Below are 17561 nucleotides of genomic sequence, written 5' to 3'. Positions count from 1 at the left end.
CTAACGAGAGCAGCATGACTGACGTGACCACTTTACTGACGAAGCTGGTGTCATTCGACACCACTTCCAGTGCATCCAATCTAGCGCTGATTGAGTATGTGGAAGGCTATTTGGCCGAGTACGGCGTCAGCGCCGAGCGGGTGATGAGTCCCTGTGGCACCAAGGCCAATTTAATCGCAAGAGTCGGCCCAGACGCGCCGGGTGGGGTAATGCTTTCTGGGCATACCGATGTGGTGCCGGTAGCGGGGCAGCCCTGGTCGAGTGATCCGTTCACCTTGCGTGATGGTGGCGATGGGCGCCTTTATGGGCGCGGCACCTGCGATATGAAAGGCTTTATTGCCTGCGTGCTGGCTATGGTGCCCAAGTGGGTTGAGGCGCCTCTGCAGCAGCCTATTTATCTTGGTTTCTCTTACGATGAAGAGATCGGCTGCGTGGGGGCGCCAAGCCTCATTAAGCGCTTTTACGAGCACTACTCCACCACCGCCCATGTGATTGTCGGCGAGCCCACCAGCATGCAGCCAGTGGTAGCGCAGAAAGGGGCGACCAACCTACGCACCACCGTGATTGGTCAGGAAGCCCACAGCAGCCAGGTCAATCAAGGCACCTCAGCCATCCACGTAGCGGCAAGGCTAGTCACTTTTATTGAGGACACCATGGCGGCGTTGGTGGAAGAGGGGCGCGTCGATGAAGCCTTTAACGTGCCTCACACCAGCCTGCACGTAGGCAAAATAAAAGGCGGTACGGCGATCAATATCATGGCCAGGGAGTGCCAGTTCGAGTGGGAGATTCGCCATCTGCCCACGGACACTTTCGACGAAATATACGCGCGTTTTGAGGCCTATTGCGCCCAGCTAAGCACTGAGCTGCAGGCCAAAGGCAAGCACGTTGAAATCACCACTGAGCCGCTAAACGTGACAGTGCCAGGCCTGGCCGACCGCGAAAACGACCAGGTACTTCGCTTAGCCAAAGACCATTTGCCAGCAGGGTGCTGCGACCACGCGGTGGCTTACGCCACGGAAGCAGGGCAGTTTCAAGGCCAGGGCTTGCAGACAATAATTCTTGGCCCTGGCAGCATCGCCCAGGCGCATCAGCCCGATGAATATATCGATATTGAGCAGCTCCAAGCGTGCGAGGATTTTCTCATCAAAATGGGTAGTGCGCTCGAAAAGCCGGTTGAAGCCAATTAAAGGCCAACCAAGAAAAATCCCACCTTGTTGAAGGAGTGGGATTTTTTCATACTTTTTTATACCGTGCCGCTTTTAATGCTGAGGATGTTGTTCGAACAGCTCAGCTTTAGCATGGCGCATCACATCTTCGCACGCCTGCTGTTGGGCTAACTGCGTTAGCAGGCGTTGAGTTACTTCGAAGCCCTTGCCTAAGCAAGTGTCGACTTCCTGTTGGCTAACCGCTGGCGTCACCCGGTAATCGATTTTTACCGTGCGCCCACCACCTTCCAGCCGATCCGCAACTCCCCTGAGTCGCCACGCGATTTTCTCTTTCCAAGTTGCTGATTCTTCCGCGCCTTCGTTTACGCTAAACGTGCACTGCCATTCCGGTTTAAAGACCTTCATAGGAGAACCTCCAAAAATTTTGGAAAGAATGATCGATCGTGATTCGTACCCCATCGTCTGAATGTATTGCCCCACTACTATATACCTAACGCAGTATAAATATCGAACAATAGTGATACACGTCTGGCGACGCGCATAGGGCGTATAGGTTAGGCTATAGAAGATGTGACTAACGAGCTTTTCTATGACCTCCACGACTGAGCTAAGTTGCCCCTGTGGTAGCCCATTAACGCTTGATAAATGCTGTGGCCGTTATCACCAAGGCGAACTTGCCCCTACGCCTGAAGTTTTGATGCGCTCTCGCTATGCGGCTTTTGTGTTAGGGCGTAGCGACTACCTGTTGGCAACATGGCACCCCTCTACCCGACCTGCAGAGCTTGCGCCTGATCCTGACGCTGAGTGGAAGTCGCTATCTATCGTCTCCGCAGAACCGCCGCTCGACAATATCGGTTACGTGCATTTTCGTGCCTGTTTTTATGAAAGGGGGCGAGTACAAAAAGGCTGGCATGTATTAGAAGAGGCTTCCCGCTTCGTTAAAGAGCAGCAACGCTGGTGGTATATAGACGGAACACCCACGCTGACCCGCTTAAAACCACGCCGCAACGACCCGTGCTTATGTGGTAGTGAGCGTAAATTAAAGGTATGTTGCGGTGAATAGTGGCATCGTTCAGCCTCACAAAGCCGAACCGCAATGGTATCTCTATTTGCTGGAGTGCCAGCGTGGCACCTATACAGGCATTACCAATAACCTGGCAAAGCGCTATCAAGCGCACTGCACCGGCAAAGGGGCGCGTTATACCCGTGCGAATCCTCCTGTTGCGCTGCTGGGTGCCGAACCGTTTGAAGACCGCGCCGCCGCAAGCCGGGCTGAATATCAGTTAAAGCAACAAACGCCGAACCAGAAGCGCCGCTGGGCCAAACAGTGGCCCGTGCAATTAGAAGCTAACTAAGTATCCATTACCCGCTACCGCGTTAGACGTACATTAAGGAGCCGGAATGCTGATGTTTTATTCAGAGGATAGCCGTTTGCGCCAAGCGCGCACGGAGTTACATGACGGCGCGCTGGTGACCCCGTTTGAGTGCCCTGAACGCCTTGATCTAGTGCTAAAGCATCTTCGCCAGTCCGGGCTTGGCGATATTCGTACCCCCAGCGCCTATGGGTTAGCCCCCGTATTAGCGGTGCATGACAAAGAGTACGTAACGTTTCTAGCCAACTGTTGGCAAGAGTGGGGTGCCGCCGGACATGAGGGGGAGGCGATCCCCAATATTTGGCCTGCACGAACCATGCGTGGTGACCGCATTCCGCGATCTGTTAGCGGCCAGCTAGGCTACTACGCGCTGGCGGCGGAAACGTCGATCTCAGCAGGCACCTTTGAAGCCGCCATGGCGAGTAAAGACGTGGCGTTAGGCGCGCTAGAACATACGCTACAAACCGGTGAACCCAGTTTTGGTTTATGCCGGCCCCCAGGGCACCACGCCGCGTTTGATCAGTTTGGCGGTTACTGCTTCTTTAACAATGCCGCTATTGCCGCCCAGCGAGCGCTGGAGGCAGGCAAACGTCGGGTCGCCATTCTTGATGTCGACTTTCACCACGGCAACGGCACCCAGCAGATCTTCTACAAGCGTGATGATGTGCTGTTTATCTCACTGCACGGCGACCCTGAAGTCACCTTTCCTTACTATTTGGGCTACGCTGATGAAAACGGTGAAGGGCAAGGCAAGGGCTTTAACGTCAATTACCCGTTGCCGCCGGGTACCAGCGTTACCACGTGGATGGCCACACTTGAACAAGCCTTGGCGCAAATTAAAGCCGCGGAGTGTGAGTGTCTGATCGTATCGCTAGGGGTCGATATTTTTGAGGATGACCCCATCAGTGCCTTCACCTTTACCAGCGAAGATTTCACAGCGTTAGGTGAGCGCCTGGCCCAAGTAGGTTTACCCAGCGTGTTTCTAATGGAAGGGGGCTATGCTGTAGATGAAATAGGTGTCAATGTAGTCAACGTGTTACAAGGTTTTGAACAGGCGCTATAAAACGGTCTGGAACTGCATCTAAACAAGGGTAAAGGTTAACCGTGACAGCGGCCCCTAAATCGGGCAGGCTATTGCCCTTTCAACGGGGCAGGGAGCTCAAGCGTGGCAGTGTATGGTGGAATTCAGGCACATGAATTGGAGCGTTGGCTTAATGCGTTAACCAACGCCGCCTATGACCGACGCTGCCCGCTGGTAAAAGTACACGGTGGCAACGCCCGTGCACGTACTGCCCGTCAAGACCTCCTTCATTTGGCGAACGACTACCGCTGCGGGGATTCTAGCCGCGAGGAGAGCGCCGCCGACCTTGGCCGCTGGTGTCAAACCTACCTTTCAGAGGCCGAGTGGTACGTGCTGGTCGGCACCCGTCAAGCACCTTCTCAGCCGCAAAGCGAGGAAGAGAGAAGCCTTACCGTGCTCAAGCAGCATCGGGTGGGGTAACCACGCCAATCAACACTAAACGCAATCGAAAGCTCCTGCAATGGAGCTTTTTTTGTGCGCGAAATGTATGTCTTAGTAGGTAGTCGAGTTTTTAATGACAGGAGAATTAGTAGGTGCTTAACAACGGTGTGTTGACAAAAGTTTAGCAGGGTGAGTAGTTTGAAAGGATATGTCTACTCGACTAACGTTTTACAAAAACGCTATCTAAGGGCAGGGGGCAATACATCTTGTGACCACTACACCAGCGCTATCGGTTCGTTCCTTGGGCGTGAATTTTGGCTCCAATCAAGTTGTTAAAAATCTGAGTTTTGATGTTTATTCAGGTAAAACGACGGCAATCGTTGGTGAATCTGGCTCGGGTAAATCGGTGACTTCACTGGCTATTATGCGCTTGGTGGAGTACATGAACGCTGAGATTACCAGTGGCACAATACTGTTCCACCGTGACGCCAGTGGCTCTCAACCACAAGACCTTACCCAGCTTTCGGATAAGGCGATGCGCAAGATACGTGGCAAAGACATTGCCATGATTTTCCAAGAGCCAATGACGTCGCTGAATCCGGTTTACACCATTGGCGATCAGATTACCGAAGTGCTGGTGTTGCATGAGAAGCTCACCCAAGATGCGGCGCGCATCGAAGCAGTAAAACTGTTGAAACTGGTGCGCCTGGCCGATGCTGAAGCGCTATTAAAACGCTACCCCCACCAACTCTCCGGTGGTATGCGCCAACGAGTGATGATAGCGATGGCGCTGGCCTGCCGACCAAAAGTACTGGTTGCCGATGAGCCCACCACCGCGCTGGATGTCACCATTCAGGCGCAGATTCTAACTATTATGCGCGACCTGCAGCAGGAACTTGGGATGGCCGTCATCTTCATCACCCACGATATGGGGGTAGTGGCGGAAATGGCCGACCAGGTAGTGGTCATGCGCCATGGTGAAAAGGTCGAGGAAGCTTCGGTGGAGGAGATCTTCGCCCGCCCCCAACACCCCTATACCCAAGCACTGTTAGCGGCGGTGCCTAAACTTGGCAGCATGCAGGGGGAAGCCCTTCCCCGCATGGATCCATTAGTGGTGCTGGATGGAAATGTTGCGCGCACCCTGGGTGAAAGTCGTCAACAGGATACGGCTAGAACCGATGCCGCCCCAGTGGTGGAGATAGAAAAGTTAGTTACCCGTTTCGATATCCGTAAAGGGTTCTTTGGGGGGATTAGCCATCGCGTCCACGCGGTGGAAAATGTCAGTTTCAGCATTTTTCCTGGAGAGACGCTGGCGCTGGTAGGGGAGTCGGGTTCTGGCAAGTCGACCATCGGGCGCACCATTCAGCAGTTGCAGGAAAGCACCAGTGGCACGATACGCTTTGGTGGCAAGGCCGTAGCCGATATGTCTCGGGCAGAAAAAATGCGCCTGCGCCAAGAAGTACAGTACATTTTTCAAGACCCGTTTGCCTCCTTGGATCCCCGCAAAACCGTGGGTTTTTCGATAGCCGAACCCATCCGTACGCACGGTTTATTGCACGGTGCTAAAGCAATACGTCAACGCGTTAATCAATTACTTGAGCGCGTTGGTTTGAGCGCTGATCAGGCTGAGCGTTATCCCCATGAGTTTTCAGGCGGCCAGCGCCAACGGGTATGTATTGCCCGCGCTCTGGCTTCCAAGCCTAAGTTGATCATTGCTGATGAGGCGCTATCTGCCCTAGATGTTTCCATCCAGGCGCAGATCATTCATCTGCTCATGGAGTTGCAGCAAGACGAAGGCTTGGCCTATCTGTTCATTAGTCATGACATGGCTGTAGTGGAAAAAATGAGCCACCGCGTGGCGGTATTGCACCTTGGCCAAGTTGTCGAGCTAGGCGAGCGCCGGGCGGTGTTTGATTCGCCTCAGCACTCTTATACACGCAAGCTCTTGAGCGCTGTCCCAGTGGCTAACCCGGCTCAGCGGCAGGAGAGAGCTTTGCTGCAGGGCGATATTCTTAGCCCCATCCGTAAGGTCGGTGATGAACCTCATCATATGCCCTTAGTGCAGGTGGCTGCTGGTCATTTCGTTGCCCAGGAAGTCGGCAGCGCCGAGCGTTTGGCGTCATAGTTAGTTTCCTGATGATACAAAAACTGTGAGACCACAACAGGAGTAATCCCATGAAGAAAAACAAACGCGTGCTCAATGGTGCCATCGCCGGTATGGCTTTGAGCGTTGCCTTGTCTGCCTCTGCGCAGGCTGGCTCATTAACGATTGCTTCGCCGCAAGATCCCGGTAGCTGGGATCCCATCGATACTTTTTTGGTGAATTGGGCATCGGTTGCCACCAATATTTTCGATGGTTTGACTTATCGAGGCCCTGATTTAGAGCTGGTGCCCGGACTGGCAACCGAGTGGGAGGAACTGGATGATGGCACTCGTATCCGTTTCACTCTGCGTGAAGGCGTCACCTTCCATAATGGCGAACCCTTCAATGCTGAAGCGGTAAAGTTCACCTTTGATCGCTTATTAGGTGAGGAAGGGGGGCAGGGGCCCCAGCGCTCCAACTACACGGCGATTGAAAGCGTGGAAGTCATCGATGACTACACGGTCGACTTTCACCTGAATGAGCCCGACCCAGTACTGCTCACCAAGCTAGCAGGCTACGGGGCGATGATTGTGCCACCGGAGTATCTGACCGAGTATGGTGATGAACACTTCAATACCCATCCGGTAGGCACTGGGCCTTTCAAAGTAGTGGAATATAATCCCCGTGAAGACGTTCAGCTTGAGGCCTTTGCTGACCATTGGGGCGGCGCGCCGAAACTTGACGAAGTGACTTACCGCTTTATCTCCGAGCCTTCCACCGCCGTGGCTGAACTGCAGGCTGGGCGGGTTGATATCGTTATTCCGCCGACGATTCCCATCGGCATGATCGACACCATCAATAACCACGACGGCGCCAGCATCGTCAGCGTGGCTTCGCCGACGGTGGAAGCGATTCGCTTCAACACCCAATCAGGTATTACCGCCGACGAACGCGTGCGTAAAGCCATGATCATGGCCGTGGATCGCCAGGCGATTATCGACTCCATCCTGGCTGGCGAGGGAGAAATGATCGCCAGCTTCCAGGGCGCTCAGTCCTTCGGTAACGACCCTGATATGGAGCCCCTGCCGTATGATCCGCAGCAGGCTCGCGAGCTGCTGGATGAAGCGGGCGTCGAGCAAGGCGCAACGGTACAGATTGATGTTCGCGGTAACGACGCAACCTTCGGTGAGGTGGCCCAGGTGGTGGCGTCTTATCTACAAGGGGTGGGGATTACCGCTTCGATCCAACCTTACGAGACCAATGTGCTACTTAACGACATTATTCCGGCAGGCCGCACAGGTGAGATGTTCCAGCAGAAATGGGGCGGCTGGACCTTTGACTTCGACAATACTGCTTACCTGATGTACCACACTGGCGAACGCTGGAATCCTTATGACAGCGACGCTGAGTTAGATGAAATGCTCGAAGCCCAGCGCAGCATTACTGATCAGGAAGAGCGTGAAACGCTGCTTCAGGCGATTGCGCAGTATACGCAGGATCGCGCCTTGGAAATGCCGCTCTATAGCATCAATGCCCTCTACGGCGTCAGTGACCGGGTGGAGAATTTTGAGCCTGCCCCGGATAACCGTATGCGTTTAACCAACGTGGACGTTAGTGAATAAACGTAACGCCATCCGGCCGCTTGAAAGGGTGGCCGGTTCTTCACACTGACACTTCACAAAAGCTTCATGTAAGCGTTACGGGCTTGGGGTCATAGTGGCAAAATTTCTTCTTTATCGAATACTGCAGGCCGTCTTTGTGGTGATCGCCGTGACGCTGATCGTCTCTTTTGCGATCAGGTTAACCGGTGATCCGGCGGTCATGCTGGCACAAGGGGCGGGTAGTATTACCGAGGCGGATCTGGAAAGGATTCGTGAAGCCTTGGGTTTGAATCAATCCTTCCTAGCTCAGTACATCGGCTTCCTGCGTGGTCTGGTGGTGGGTGATTTTGGGCGCAGCTTTATGGGCGGCACCCCGGTGAGTGACCTGATCGGTCGCGCTCTACCTGCCACCTTGGCGCTGGCTTTCGCCTCGCTGTTTGTGTCTATTGTGGTATCGATACCGCTGGGTATTAAAGCAGCGGTATCGCGGGGAAGGTGGCCCGACCAAATGATCAGGATTTTTTCTCTGATTGGGCTCTCTTTTCCTAACTTCTGGCTGGCCATCATGCTGGTACTGTTGCTCTCCATCACCTTTAATCTGCTGCCGCCCAGTGGCATGGAGGGCTTCTCCAGCTTCATTATGCCCGCGGCGACGATGGGGATCATTCTAACCGCCACCAACGTGCGCCTAGTGCGAACCACTATGTTGGATACCCTTCGCTCTCAGTACATCATGGTGGCGCGGGCAAAAGGCCTTTCCAACACGGTCGTACTTTACAAACATGCGCTGCGTAACTGCTCCATTCCACTGATCACCTATTTTGGCCTGCAGTTCGGTGGTCTGTTAGGCGGTATCGTGGTTGTCGAGCGTGTCTTTAACTGGCCGGGATTAGGCACCTTGGCTTTCGAAGCCGTATCGGCCCGGGACTATCCCGTCTTACAAGGTGTTATTACCGTGCTCTCGTTAATGATCATCTCCATTAACCTTCTTGTTGATATTGCCTATGGCCTGGTCGACCCCAGGGTGCGCAAGGAATAACCATGACCGCAGCTATTAAAACCGACAAATTGAAACGCTTTAAGAACCTTGAGTTTATCCTTGGCGTGCTGCTCGTGGGTGGTATCGGTTTAGCGGTGATCTTCTCCGGCTGGCTGTTTCCCGGAGGAGGTTCAGAGCTTAACTTAGCCTACCGTTTAACGCCGCCGCTGGTGGAGCCTGGCTTTCCCCTTGGCACGGATCCATTAGGCCGGGACGTGCTCGCGCGGGTGATTATCGGCGGTGAAATCTCGCTAAAAGTCGGGGTCTACTCCGCCCTCGGGGCGGTGGTGATCGGCATCATTATGGGGTTGGTATCCGGCTACTACGGTGGGTTTCTGGATATGATCGTGATGCGCTTTGCCGACGTGCAACTCGCGCTACCCTTTATCCTGCTGGCGATTACCTTTATCGCCGTGATTGGTGGCGGGCTAACCAATATGATTATTCTGCTGATTATCTCCCAGTGGGTACAGTACGCACGCTTGGTGCGCGGCTCGGTGCTATCGCTGCGCGACCGTGAATTTATTCTGGCGGCCAAAGCGATTGGGGTGAAAGATATTCGTATTCTATTCCAGCATCTGTTGCCGAACCTGATTGGCCCCGTCATCGTGCTGATGACCCTCAATGTGGCCAATAATATTCTGCTTGAGAGCAGCCTGACCTTTTTAGGCTTGGGCGTGGATCCGGTGATTCCCAGTTGGGGCGGCATGCTGGCTGAAGGGCGTACCTACCTGCAAACGGCGTGGTGGGTTAGCGTGTTCCCCGGCTTGGCTATTCTGTTAACCGTGCTGGGACTGAACCTGCTGGGTGACTGGCTCCGGGATGCCCTGGATCCCACTGGACGCACCTCCTTATGACCAACGATCCCCGTATCGAGATCTTGTTAGAGCGCTCGTTTCCACGCACTACGCGATCTTTGCTTGATGAGTACGCCACGCCTGCCTATCAAGGCTATCAGTTGGAGGCATGGGTCTTCGACGATGAAACCGAACGCCAAGCCACAGAAACGGCCTTCAAGGCTGCTGATATTAGTGCACGCCTGCGCAGTGCCTATAAGCCCCTGGTGCACTTCTTTTTAGAGGAGTTCTCGTGGGAGGCGCTGGAGTCGCTGGTCATTGAGTACCCCGCATTAGCGCATGCGCCGCGCCGCTTTCTGCTGGAAGCCTACCCGCTGGCGGCGCTACTTCCGCCAGGTGTAGCGCTATGCTGGGAGGAAGTTGATGCCACGCCTACCACTATTTCAACCACTATCTCTACACTTCTTTATTATCGCGTTCGTGTAGAGCGAAGCACTGGGGAGCTGGAAACGTATTGGGTTGAAGCGCCTAATCGTCAACATTTAGATCATGTAGACGAGGCACAGTGCTCGCCCTGTGGCTGGCTGCGGCTCACCTCTCCCAATGGCGAGGTGAGCGAATCGATTGTTGAGACTGACTTTGAGGCGCTGTTTCAAGCGGCGTTGGCAACGTTATCCTCAATCCAGTGGCAGGCAGCGTCGCCCTACTTCGAAGAGCTCAATTTTACAGTGCAGTTGCCCTGTAGTGACCGCCGCTTAGCATTTGACGATGAGCATATCAGCCTTGCCGAGGCACTCCATGAAGAGCTCTATTTCTCTGCGCTGGAGTGTTTTCAGCGCCGTGCAGGGTTGGCGCTGGGGGATCGGTCCATTCAGCCAGGGCAGATTGTGCCGGAAGTCTCCTCTCAGGGTGAGCGAGCCTATTTGAAAGTCAGCCTACGGCTTTTGGATGCCTCCCAACTGCCGCGGGCCGAGGTCGAACTGGAGACCGCTCAACAGGCTATCGGCGCTGAGCAAATAGAGGCGTTATTGGCAGAGATGGGTGGTCAGTCGTTAGACGCCAAGACACGAGCGGGGAGAGCCGTAGAGGCGCGTTATATCGTCGGTAGTGACCGCGCCGTGATGATCAGTGCGGGGCAGCATGCCAACGAAACCTCCGGTGTGGTGGGGGCGCTGCGTGCCGCTGCGCAGCTTAGCGGTGAGCCAGAGGCCCACTTTGTCATCTCACCGCTGGAAAACCCTGATGGCTACGCGTTGCAAGGCCGGCTCATCGCCAATCAGCCACGCCATATGCACCATGCGGCGCGCTACACGGCCTTTGGTAATGACCTACAGAGTCAGCCGCTTGGGCAGCCATTTGAACATGCTATTCGTGAACAGGCATTCGCTCTCAGTAATGCCGGACTGCATATCAATCTGCACGGCTACCCGGCCCATGAGTGGACGCGGCCGTTAAACGGTTACGTGCCTCGCGGCTTTGAGATGTGGACGATCCCGAAAGGCTTCTTTTTGATCCTGCGTCATCAACCAGGCTATGAAACAGCGGCTGAGCAATTGGTGGAAGCCGTCACCCAGCAGCTTGCGCAAGTGCCTGGGCTAGTCGAATTTAATGCCGCGCAAATTGCGTTATTTGAGACCCATGCGGGGGCGTTAACCTTCCCGATGTTGAATGGCTTTCCCTACCTGAGCTCGGAAGATGTCGATCAATTAACGCCATTGATGCTGATCACGGAATACCCTGATGAAACCCTAACCGGCGAGCCCTTTGTACAGGCGCATACCGCGCAAATGGCAACGGTGGTGGCGGCCTATAACGCCTTTCAAACGCTCTCATTGGATAGTTAATCTCAATGACGGCGAGACTGTCAAAATAGCGTCGCACTGATACAATGGATAAATGAACAGTGCTTTCGCTACGTCTACCGCCTCCCTCGATGACCCTTTCTATTACCTGACGAACTTTCGCTTCGTTTTGGCCTGGGTGGGGGGGCGCCACGCTGATTTGCTCGCGGCAGACGAGCTCGCTTTTCTTGAACAGTTTGAAAGCTTACCGCAAGCCTCCCAAGCGCTGCTGGTGCGGATGGTGATGCGTAAAGGCGAACTGTTTCGGCTCAGCAAATTAAACTATACCGAAGTGGGAGATAGCGCTTCCGAGATAGTGCCCTTGATCGCGCTGGGTTGGGTGGAACGTGACCCAGCGCTTAACATCGATGAGCTGTTTCACCAGCTACGCCTTGCCGAGTTGCGCCAGGTGCTTGCAAAAGAAATACGCGCCGCCGGGCTTGCCGCGTCCAGTGCCAAAAGCGTGCTTTACGACACCTTGGCGAGCCAGCTCAATGTACCCAAGCGGTTATGCCAGTGGTGGCCCGAGGCAAACGATCCAGTTCTGCGGCTAACAGTCATGGAAACCTGCGACCGCCTGCGCCTGATGTTCTTTGGCAACCTGCGCCAGGACTGGGCCGAGTTCGTGTTAACCGAGCTTGGCCTCCAGCGTTTTGAAAGTGTGCCCTTCACGCCAGAGTCCCGCGCTTTCCAGTCGCGCCATGAAGTGGATACGTATTTAGCGCTCCATCGTCTGCGCCAACGTCTGGACGACGGCGAGCTGCCCGCCGATCTATTCCCTGAAATGCCACCGCCTGCGGATAATCGCTGGCTGGCCACGCGGCGCGCAAGGCTGTTGCTCCAGTTGGGTCGTGAGGCAGAGCGTAGCGGAGACGCCGCGCTAGCGCTGAGACTGTATCGCGAGTCCGCCAGTAGCGAAGCGCGCATTCGGCAGTTACGTTTGTTGGAGCGCCAAGGCGAACACACCGCGGCCTTTGAGCTGGCGACCCAAGCCCTTAATAGCAGCCCCAACGAAACCGAGCACCAGGCGCTGGCGCGGATTCTGCCCCGCTTACGGCGGCGGCTCAAACTGCCCACAATGCCGAACGACCCGGAACCCATCCATGAGCGCTGGGATCTGTCATTGCCCGGGCCACAAAGCGTCGAACGCGCCGTGGTTCAGGCGCTCGGCGAGCCTCTGGCGCCGGTCTGCTATGTGGAAAATGCGCTGATGACCGGGCTCTTTGGTCTGCTCTGCTGGCCAGCGATTTTCGACCCGCTACCAGGCGCTTTTTTCCATCCTTTCCACAATGGCCCGGCGGATTTATACCGCGACGATTTCGTTGTGCGTCGGCGAGACGCCTTCGATGCCTGCCTGGCGTACCTGGAAGACGGCAGCTACCAAGAGGTGATTCGGGCGACTTGGCGGGAGAAACACGGCCTGGCGTCCCCCTTTGTGCACTGGACGATTGTCGATGAACCGCTGGTTGAGCTGGCGTTGACGTGCATTCCCGCCATGCACCTAGGCTTGTGCTTCGAGCGGTTGCTGGGGGATCTGAAAGCCAACCGGGCCGGACTGCCGGATTTGATTCAATTTATGCCCGGTGCGCCCGTTGGCGAGCCACGCTATCGGATGATTGAGGTCAAAGGCCCCGGCGATCGGCTGCAGGATAACCAACGCCGCTGGCTTAAGTTCTTTCACCGCCATGGGATGCCAGTCGCGGTTTGTTACGTGCGCTGGGCTGCCAGCGATGAGCCTGAGTCATGATCGCGAAGTATCGCGTGGCGGTGCGAGCGCTGTGCGACTTCACTGCCCGGGAGGGTGATCTCGATCACCGTTTTACCCCTGCTCCCAGCGCGCGAGAAGGCATCGAAGGACACACCCTTGTAGCCAGCCGACGCGGGGCAGACTATATCGCCGAATTGCCGCTGTCCGGCAGTTATAAAGGGTGCGCTTTTGAAGGGCTAACCGTCACCGGCCGCGCCGATGGTTTTGACCCAACGGCCAACCGCTTGGAAGAGGTCAAGACCCACCGTGGCAGTCTGGAGCGCATGGCGGATAATCAGCGTGCACTCCACTGGGCGCAGGTGAAAGTCTACGGCGCGTTACTGTGTGCTGAGCGTGCGCTGGAACAGATTACCTTGACGTTGGTTTATCTGGATATTGCCAGCGGCAAAGAGACCCTGATTAGCCAGGAAACCACTGCCGGCGAACTCCAGGCGTTCTTTGCCGAGCAGTGCCAACGCTTCCTTGCCTGGGCAGAACAGGAGGCCGGGCACCGTCAGGACCGCGATAGTGGCCTGCAGGCCCTGCGCTTTCCCCATGCCGCGTTTCGCCCCGGCCAGCGTGAACTCGCTGAAGACATTTACAAAGCCGCTAGCACCGGGCGCTGCCTGCTCGCCCAGGCGCCCACCGGCATCGGTAAAACCATGGGCACGCTGTTCCCCATGCTTGCGGCCATGCCCCGCCAGCAGCTCGATCGCATTGCCTTTCTCACCATGAAAACCCCTGGCCGCCGTTTGGCGCTGGATGCCCTGGCTACACTGCGCACTAGTGATGAAACACTTCCTCTGCGGGTGCTGGAACTGGTGGCGCGTGAGAAGGCCTGCGAATACCCTGATCGCGCCTGCCACGGCGAGTCGTGCCCATTGGCCGTCGGCTTTTTCGATCGCCTGCCTGCAGCACGCCAAGCGGCGGTGGATCAGGGGTGGCTGGATCGCGACGCGCTGCGCGAAGTGGCGTTGGCCCACGATGTTTGCCCGTATTATCTCGCCCAGGAGCTGGCGCGCTGGGCAGATGTGATCGTCGGTGACGTCAACCACTGGTTCGATAGCCACGCACTGCTGCACGGCTTAGCCCAGGCCAACGATTGGCGAACGGGCGTGCTGGTCGACGAAGCGCATAATCTGATTGAGCGCGCTCGTGGTATGTACAGCGCCGAGCTTGATCAGCAGCGTTTCAACCGGGCTCGCCGTGCTGCGCCCAAAGCGCTCTCCCGGCCCTTGGGTCGTTTGGCCCGTCAGTGGCAGGCGTTGTTTAAAGATACGTCGTTTAAAGAGGCGAGGCTGGAAGAGGAGGGCGACCCCAGGAAACCGGCCTACCGGCTGCTTACGGCATTGCCCGACAAGCTAGTTATCGCTGCCCAACAGGTGGGCGCCGCCATCACCGACCACCTGGGTGAGCACCCCGAAGATGCCAGCCTGGAACTACAGGAATTGTTATTTGAAGCGCTGGCGTTCTGCCGCCTGGCGGAGCGCTTTGGCGAGCACTCCCTGTGTGACCTTACCCGCTATGGCCGCGGTCGGGCGGTGCTAGGGTTACGCAATCTGATACCCGCCGATTTTCTGGCCGCACGGTTTAACGCGGCGCACTCAGTGGTGCTGTTTTCGGCGACGTTAAACCCTGCCCACTACTACCGGGATCTGCTGGGCTTGCCGGAAAAAACGGTATGGCGGGAAGTGGCATCGCCCTTTACCGCGTGTCAGTTAGAGGTGCGTATACGCACGGATATCTCCACGCGTTTTCGGGATCGGGACGCCTCTATCGATCCTATCGTCGCGACCATGGCGCAGCAGTATCAGCGCAAATCAGGCCACTATTTAGCGTTCTTCAGCAGCTTTGCTTACCTGGAGGCAGCGCTGGCGCGGTTTCGCGAGGCGCACCCGGAAGTGCCCGTTTTCAGCCAAACCCGAGGGATGCCGGAAGCGCAGCGCGAGTCGTTTCTGGCGCGCTTTGCACCCGGCGGAGAAGGCATCGGCTTTGCGGTGTTGGGCGGTGCTTTTGCAGAGGGCATCGACCTGCCCGGTGACCGCTTGATCGGTGCTTTTATCGCCACCCTGGGACTACCGCCGTTTAATGACTTTAACGAAGCGCTTAAAGCACGATTAACCGCTCGCTTCGGCCAGGGTGACGACTACACCTACCGCATTCCTGGCATGATCAAAGTGGTACAGGCCGCAGGTCGCGTTATCCGCAGTCCAGAAGATCAAGGGGTTGTGGTATTAATGGATGATCGTTTTGCCCAGACCAGCGTGCGTGCGCTATTACCACGCTGGTGGTCGCTGGGAGATATCAACCCCTAACTTAGGACCCTAACGCGAGCCATGACAGATCTACTCTGGTACCAGTATGCGCTGATCGGGCTAATTTTTGCCTGGAGCGGTTTTGTGCGAACTAGCCTGGGCTTTGGCGGTGCCGTGCTGGCGCTGCCTTTTCTGCTTTTGGTGGTCAACGAGCCACTGGTGTTCTTGCCGATTATTGCCATTCACCTGCTGATTTTCTCCAGTTGGATCGCCTGGCGCGGGCATCGACAAGTGCAGCAAGCGGGGGCGAGTACCACATCGCCAGAGAGCAATATCGATTGGGGGTACCTGGTCAAAGCCCTGAAAATCATGATCATCCCCAAGTTGATTGGGGTAGTGGGGCTGTTAACGCTGCCTGCACAAGTCATGACCAGTATCATTTTCGGCATTGTGATCATCTATGCCATTGGCTATGTATTGAATAAGCCTTTCAAGAGCAAGAACAAGTACGTGGACTACGTGCTGCTGGCGCTTGGGGGGTATGTCAGCGGTACGTCGCTGATTGGCGCGCCGTTGATTGTGGCGGTGTTCGCCACCCACGTCGCCAAAGAGCAGTTGCGGGATACCATGTTTGTGCTGTGGTTTATCCTGGTGGTGATCAAGATGGTCTCGTTCCTGATTGCAGGCGTGGATCTGCAGTTAATCCACCAGCTGTGGCTGCTGCCCTGTGCCTTTGTTGGCCATTTGGTGGGCGAGAAAGCCCACCGCTATATGCTCAAAGCGGACACTGGGCTGTTCTTCCGTGTGCTGGGCGCGGTGCTGATTTTGGTCAGTGTCGTGGGGTTGATTCACCCGCCCGCGTAAGTGCTGATGCTCAAAGCTGGCTGTCGGCCTTGAGCGTCGTCTTGCCCAGAAGGATCAGGACAACGGCCAGTAGTCCGCACACGACTGCCATGCCGGTAAACACGTTACGCAGCGACTCCAGCCAGATCATCGCCGGGGCGACCACTACCGGGGAGACAAACTGGCCGAAAAAGAAGGTCGAGGTAAAACCGCCAAACACCCGGCCGCGCACCCGTTGAGGCGTGATCCGCATCAGCCACGTGGTGGTATTGGGCATAAAGGCGCCAAGGCCAAAGCCGGAGATCGCCGCACCCACGATGGCCATGGCGTAACTCTGGGTGAAGCCCACCACCAAAAAACCGGCGGCCGCCAGGAAAAAACCGAGCACATAGATGGTCATCACCGACAGGAACGGCTTGTAGTAACCATAGCAAAACGCCACGATGCTGGCCGTCAGGGCTGCCATCGAGAGCGCCACGCCGATCGCTACGCCGCTGACTTGACCCTGCTGGGAAAGCAGAAAGGGCAACTGCGCGGGAAACATATAAAACATAGTCATGCTGATCATGGCGATCAGGTAAGCAAGACCGGTACGCCCGTAGTCCACCGTTACCGGCACATCGCTTGTATCGCGGCTGGCATCATCACTGGATTGAGGCTCTTGGAGAATCGCCCAGGCATAGGGAAGCAGCAGCACACCGGTCATATAGAGTAAAAACGGGCCGCGCCAACTCCAGTCGGAAAGTAGCCCGCCCAGGTTAATAAAGATTACCCCGCCCAGCGCCATGCAGCTGCTTTGCAGCCCCAAAAAACGGGCGCGTTCGGCGCCGTCAAAATAATCCCCCACCAGCGTAGTACTGATACTGAGAATACCGGCTACCGCAATCCCCATCAGTGCGCGGGAGCTTAATAGCAGATCCACGCGATCAATGAAAAAGCCCGCGACCCCCGCAAAACCGTAGATGCCCAGCATCATCAACAGCAATTTCTTGCGCCCAAACCGGTCAGCAAGATAGCCCATCAGTGGACTGAACAGCGTAATCATCAGCGCAGGCAGGGTCAGAATCAGCTGGATCACTACCTGGGGCTGGTCGGGAAAATGGCGACTGATGCCCGGCAGTGCGGGCGCGATAATTGCCCCCGACATCACGGTCATGGTGCTGGCAAACAGTAATACGGCCTTAATATGCGTTAATTGGCTAATGGTCTTGTCCATATCAAGAGAAGGAGGAAGGGTGAAAAGCATGAACGCATATCGTAGCATGTTTGTTAGCATGCTAGTTTGTTTTGCACTCTTCTACTGGGCTCTTTTTGACTAGCCCTTTTTGACTAGCTTTGCACAGTCACAAACGGC

Annotated in this window: 15 protein-coding genes; 13 read left to right on the top strand and 2 right to left on the bottom strand. The window is 55.9% G+C overall.

Annotation, left to right across the window (positions count from 1 at the left end):
* The first annotated feature begins 14 nt into the window (after positions 1–14).
* Entirely contained in the window at positions 15–1187 is a 1173-nt protein-coding gene (gene argE / locus HZU72_RS02620; protein ID WP_180090329.1) for an acetylornithine deacetylase, read from the top strand.
* A gap of 72 nt (positions 1188–1259) precedes the next feature.
* On the opposite strand, the gene HZU72_RS02615 is transcribed toward argE, so the two are convergent.
* The gene (locus HZU72_RS02615; RefSeq protein ID WP_022520780.1) at positions 1260–1571 is read right to left on the bottom strand and encodes a hypothetical protein; all 312 of its coding nucleotides are present in this window, start codon (positions 1569–1571) and stop codon (positions 1260–1262) included.
* Between the two features lie 184 nt (positions 1572–1755).
* Here HZU72_RS02615 and HZU72_RS02610 point away from each other — a divergent pair, with 184 nt between their 5' ends.
* From HZU72_RS02610 to HZU72_RS02555, 12 genes are all read left to right on the top strand, one after another.
* Positions 1756–2229 carry a YchJ family protein gene (locus tag HZU72_RS02610; RefSeq protein WP_180090327.1) on the top strand — a complete coding sequence of 158 codons (474 nt, stop codon included), beginning with the start codon at positions 1756–1758 and terminating at the stop codon, positions 2227–2229.
* Positions 2222–2521 (top strand): GIY-YIG nuclease family protein, encoded by a 300-nt coding sequence (locus HZU72_RS02605; RefSeq protein WP_180090325.1) that lies wholly within the window; start codon positions 2222–2224, stop codon positions 2519–2521. Before HZU72_RS02610 ends, HZU72_RS02605 begins: the two co-directional genes overlap by 8 nt.
* Positions 2522–2567: 46 nt before the next feature.
* Complete coding sequence (locus tag HZU72_RS02600; RefSeq protein ID WP_180090323.1) at positions 2568–3602, top strand: histone deacetylase family protein; 1035 nt, start codon at positions 2568–2570, stop codon at positions 3600–3602.
* A 102-nt stretch (positions 3603–3704) separates the two neighbouring features.
* Positions 3705–4040 (top strand): hypothetical protein, encoded by a 336-nt coding sequence (locus HZU72_RS02595; protein WP_022520776.1) that lies wholly within the window; start codon positions 3705–3707, stop codon positions 4038–4040.
* A gap of 229 nt (positions 4041–4269) precedes the next feature.
* A complete protein-coding gene (locus HZU72_RS02590; RefSeq protein ID WP_180090321.1) occupies positions 4270–6126 on the top strand; it encodes an ABC transporter ATP-binding protein in 1857 nt (618 codons plus the stop codon).
* A 50-nt stretch (positions 6127–6176) separates the two neighbouring features.
* Positions 6177–7706, top strand: a complete 1530-nt coding sequence (locus HZU72_RS02585) for an ABC transporter substrate-binding protein (protein WP_180090319.1) — start codon at positions 6177–6179, stop codon at positions 7704–7706.
* A 94-nt stretch (positions 7707–7800) separates the two neighbouring features.
* Positions 7801–8724 carry an ABC transporter permease gene (locus HZU72_RS02580; protein ID WP_009287871.1) on the top strand — a complete coding sequence of 308 codons (924 nt, stop codon included), beginning with the start codon at positions 7801–7803 and terminating at the stop codon, positions 8722–8724.
* Positions 8725–8726: 2 nt separating this feature from the next.
* The gene (locus tag HZU72_RS02575; protein ID WP_009287872.1) at positions 8727–9581 is read left to right on the top strand and encodes an ABC transporter permease; all 855 of its coding nucleotides are present in this window, start codon (positions 8727–8729) and stop codon (positions 9579–9581) included.
* Positions 9578–11365 (top strand): M14 family metallopeptidase, encoded by a 1788-nt coding sequence (locus tag HZU72_RS02570; RefSeq protein ID WP_180090317.1) that lies wholly within the window; start codon positions 9578–9580, stop codon positions 11363–11365. Before HZU72_RS02575 ends, HZU72_RS02570 begins: the two co-directional genes overlap by 4 nt.
* A gap of 52 nt (positions 11366–11417) precedes the next feature.
* Positions 11418–13109 carry a VRR-NUC domain-containing protein gene (locus HZU72_RS02565; RefSeq protein ID WP_180090315.1) on the top strand — a complete coding sequence of 564 codons (1692 nt, stop codon included), beginning with the start codon at positions 11418–11420 and terminating at the stop codon, positions 13107–13109.
* Positions 13106–15424 carry an ATP-dependent DNA helicase gene (locus tag HZU72_RS02560; RefSeq protein WP_180090313.1) on the top strand — a complete coding sequence of 773 codons (2319 nt, stop codon included), beginning with the start codon at positions 13106–13108 and terminating at the stop codon, positions 15422–15424. Before HZU72_RS02565 ends, HZU72_RS02560 begins: the two co-directional genes overlap by 4 nt.
* Positions 15425–15445: 21 nt before the next feature.
* Positions 15446–16228, top strand: coding sequence for a sulfite exporter TauE/SafE family protein (locus tag HZU72_RS02555; protein ID WP_180090311.1), 783 nt, complete (start codon positions 15446–15448; stop codon positions 16226–16228).
* A gap of 10 nt (positions 16229–16238) precedes the next feature.
* On the opposite strand, the gene HZU72_RS02550 is transcribed toward HZU72_RS02555, so the two are convergent.
* A complete protein-coding gene (locus HZU72_RS02550) occupies positions 16239–17453 on the bottom strand; it encodes an MFS transporter (protein ID WP_235975963.1) in 1215 nt (404 codons plus the stop codon).
* Positions 17454–17561 lie beyond the last annotated feature (108 nt).

The organism is Vreelandella sedimenti, assembly GCF_013416325.1.
Classification (GTDB): Bacteria; Pseudomonadota; Gammaproteobacteria; order Pseudomonadales; family Halomonadaceae; genus Vreelandella; species Vreelandella sedimenti.
This window is presented reverse-complemented; position numbering and strand designations above follow the sequence as displayed.

Coding starts and splice junctions, on each gene's coding strand:
- argE (WP_180090329.1), top strand. CDS start 15: ATGACTGACGTGACCACTTTACTGACGAAGCTGGTGTCATTCGACACC.
- HZU72_RS02615 (WP_022520780.1), bottom strand. CDS start 1,571: ATGAAGGTCTTTAAACCGGAATGGCAGTGCACGTTTAGCGTAAACGAA.
- HZU72_RS02610 (WP_180090327.1), top strand. CDS start 1,756: ATGACCTCCACGACTGAGCTAAGTTGCCCCTGTGGTAGCCCATTAACG.
- HZU72_RS02600 (WP_180090323.1), top strand. CDS start 2,568: ATGCTGATGTTTTATTCAGAGGATAGCCGTTTGCGCCAAGCGCGCACG.
- HZU72_RS02585 (WP_180090319.1), top strand. CDS start 6,177: ATGAAGAAAAACAAACGCGTGCTCAATGGTGCCATCGCCGGTATGGCT.
- HZU72_RS02575 (WP_009287872.1), top strand. CDS start 8,727: ATGACCGCAGCTATTAAAACCGACAAATTGAAACGCTTTAAGAACCTT.
- HZU72_RS02570 (WP_180090317.1), top strand. CDS start 9,578: ATGACCAACGATCCCCGTATCGAGATCTTGTTAGAGCGCTCGTTTCCA.
- HZU72_RS02565 (WP_180090315.1), top strand. CDS start 11,418: ATGAACAGTGCTTTCGCTACGTCTACCGCCTCCCTCGATGACCCTTTC.
- HZU72_RS02560 (WP_180090313.1), top strand. CDS start 13,106: ATGATCGCGAAGTATCGCGTGGCGGTGCGAGCGCTGTGCGACTTCACT.
- HZU72_RS02555 (WP_180090311.1), top strand. CDS start 15,446: ATGACAGATCTACTCTGGTACCAGTATGCGCTGATCGGGCTAATTTTT.
- HZU72_RS02550 (WP_235975963.1), bottom strand. CDS start 17,453: ATGCTTTTCACCCTTCCTCCTTCTCTTGATATGGACAAGACCATTAGC.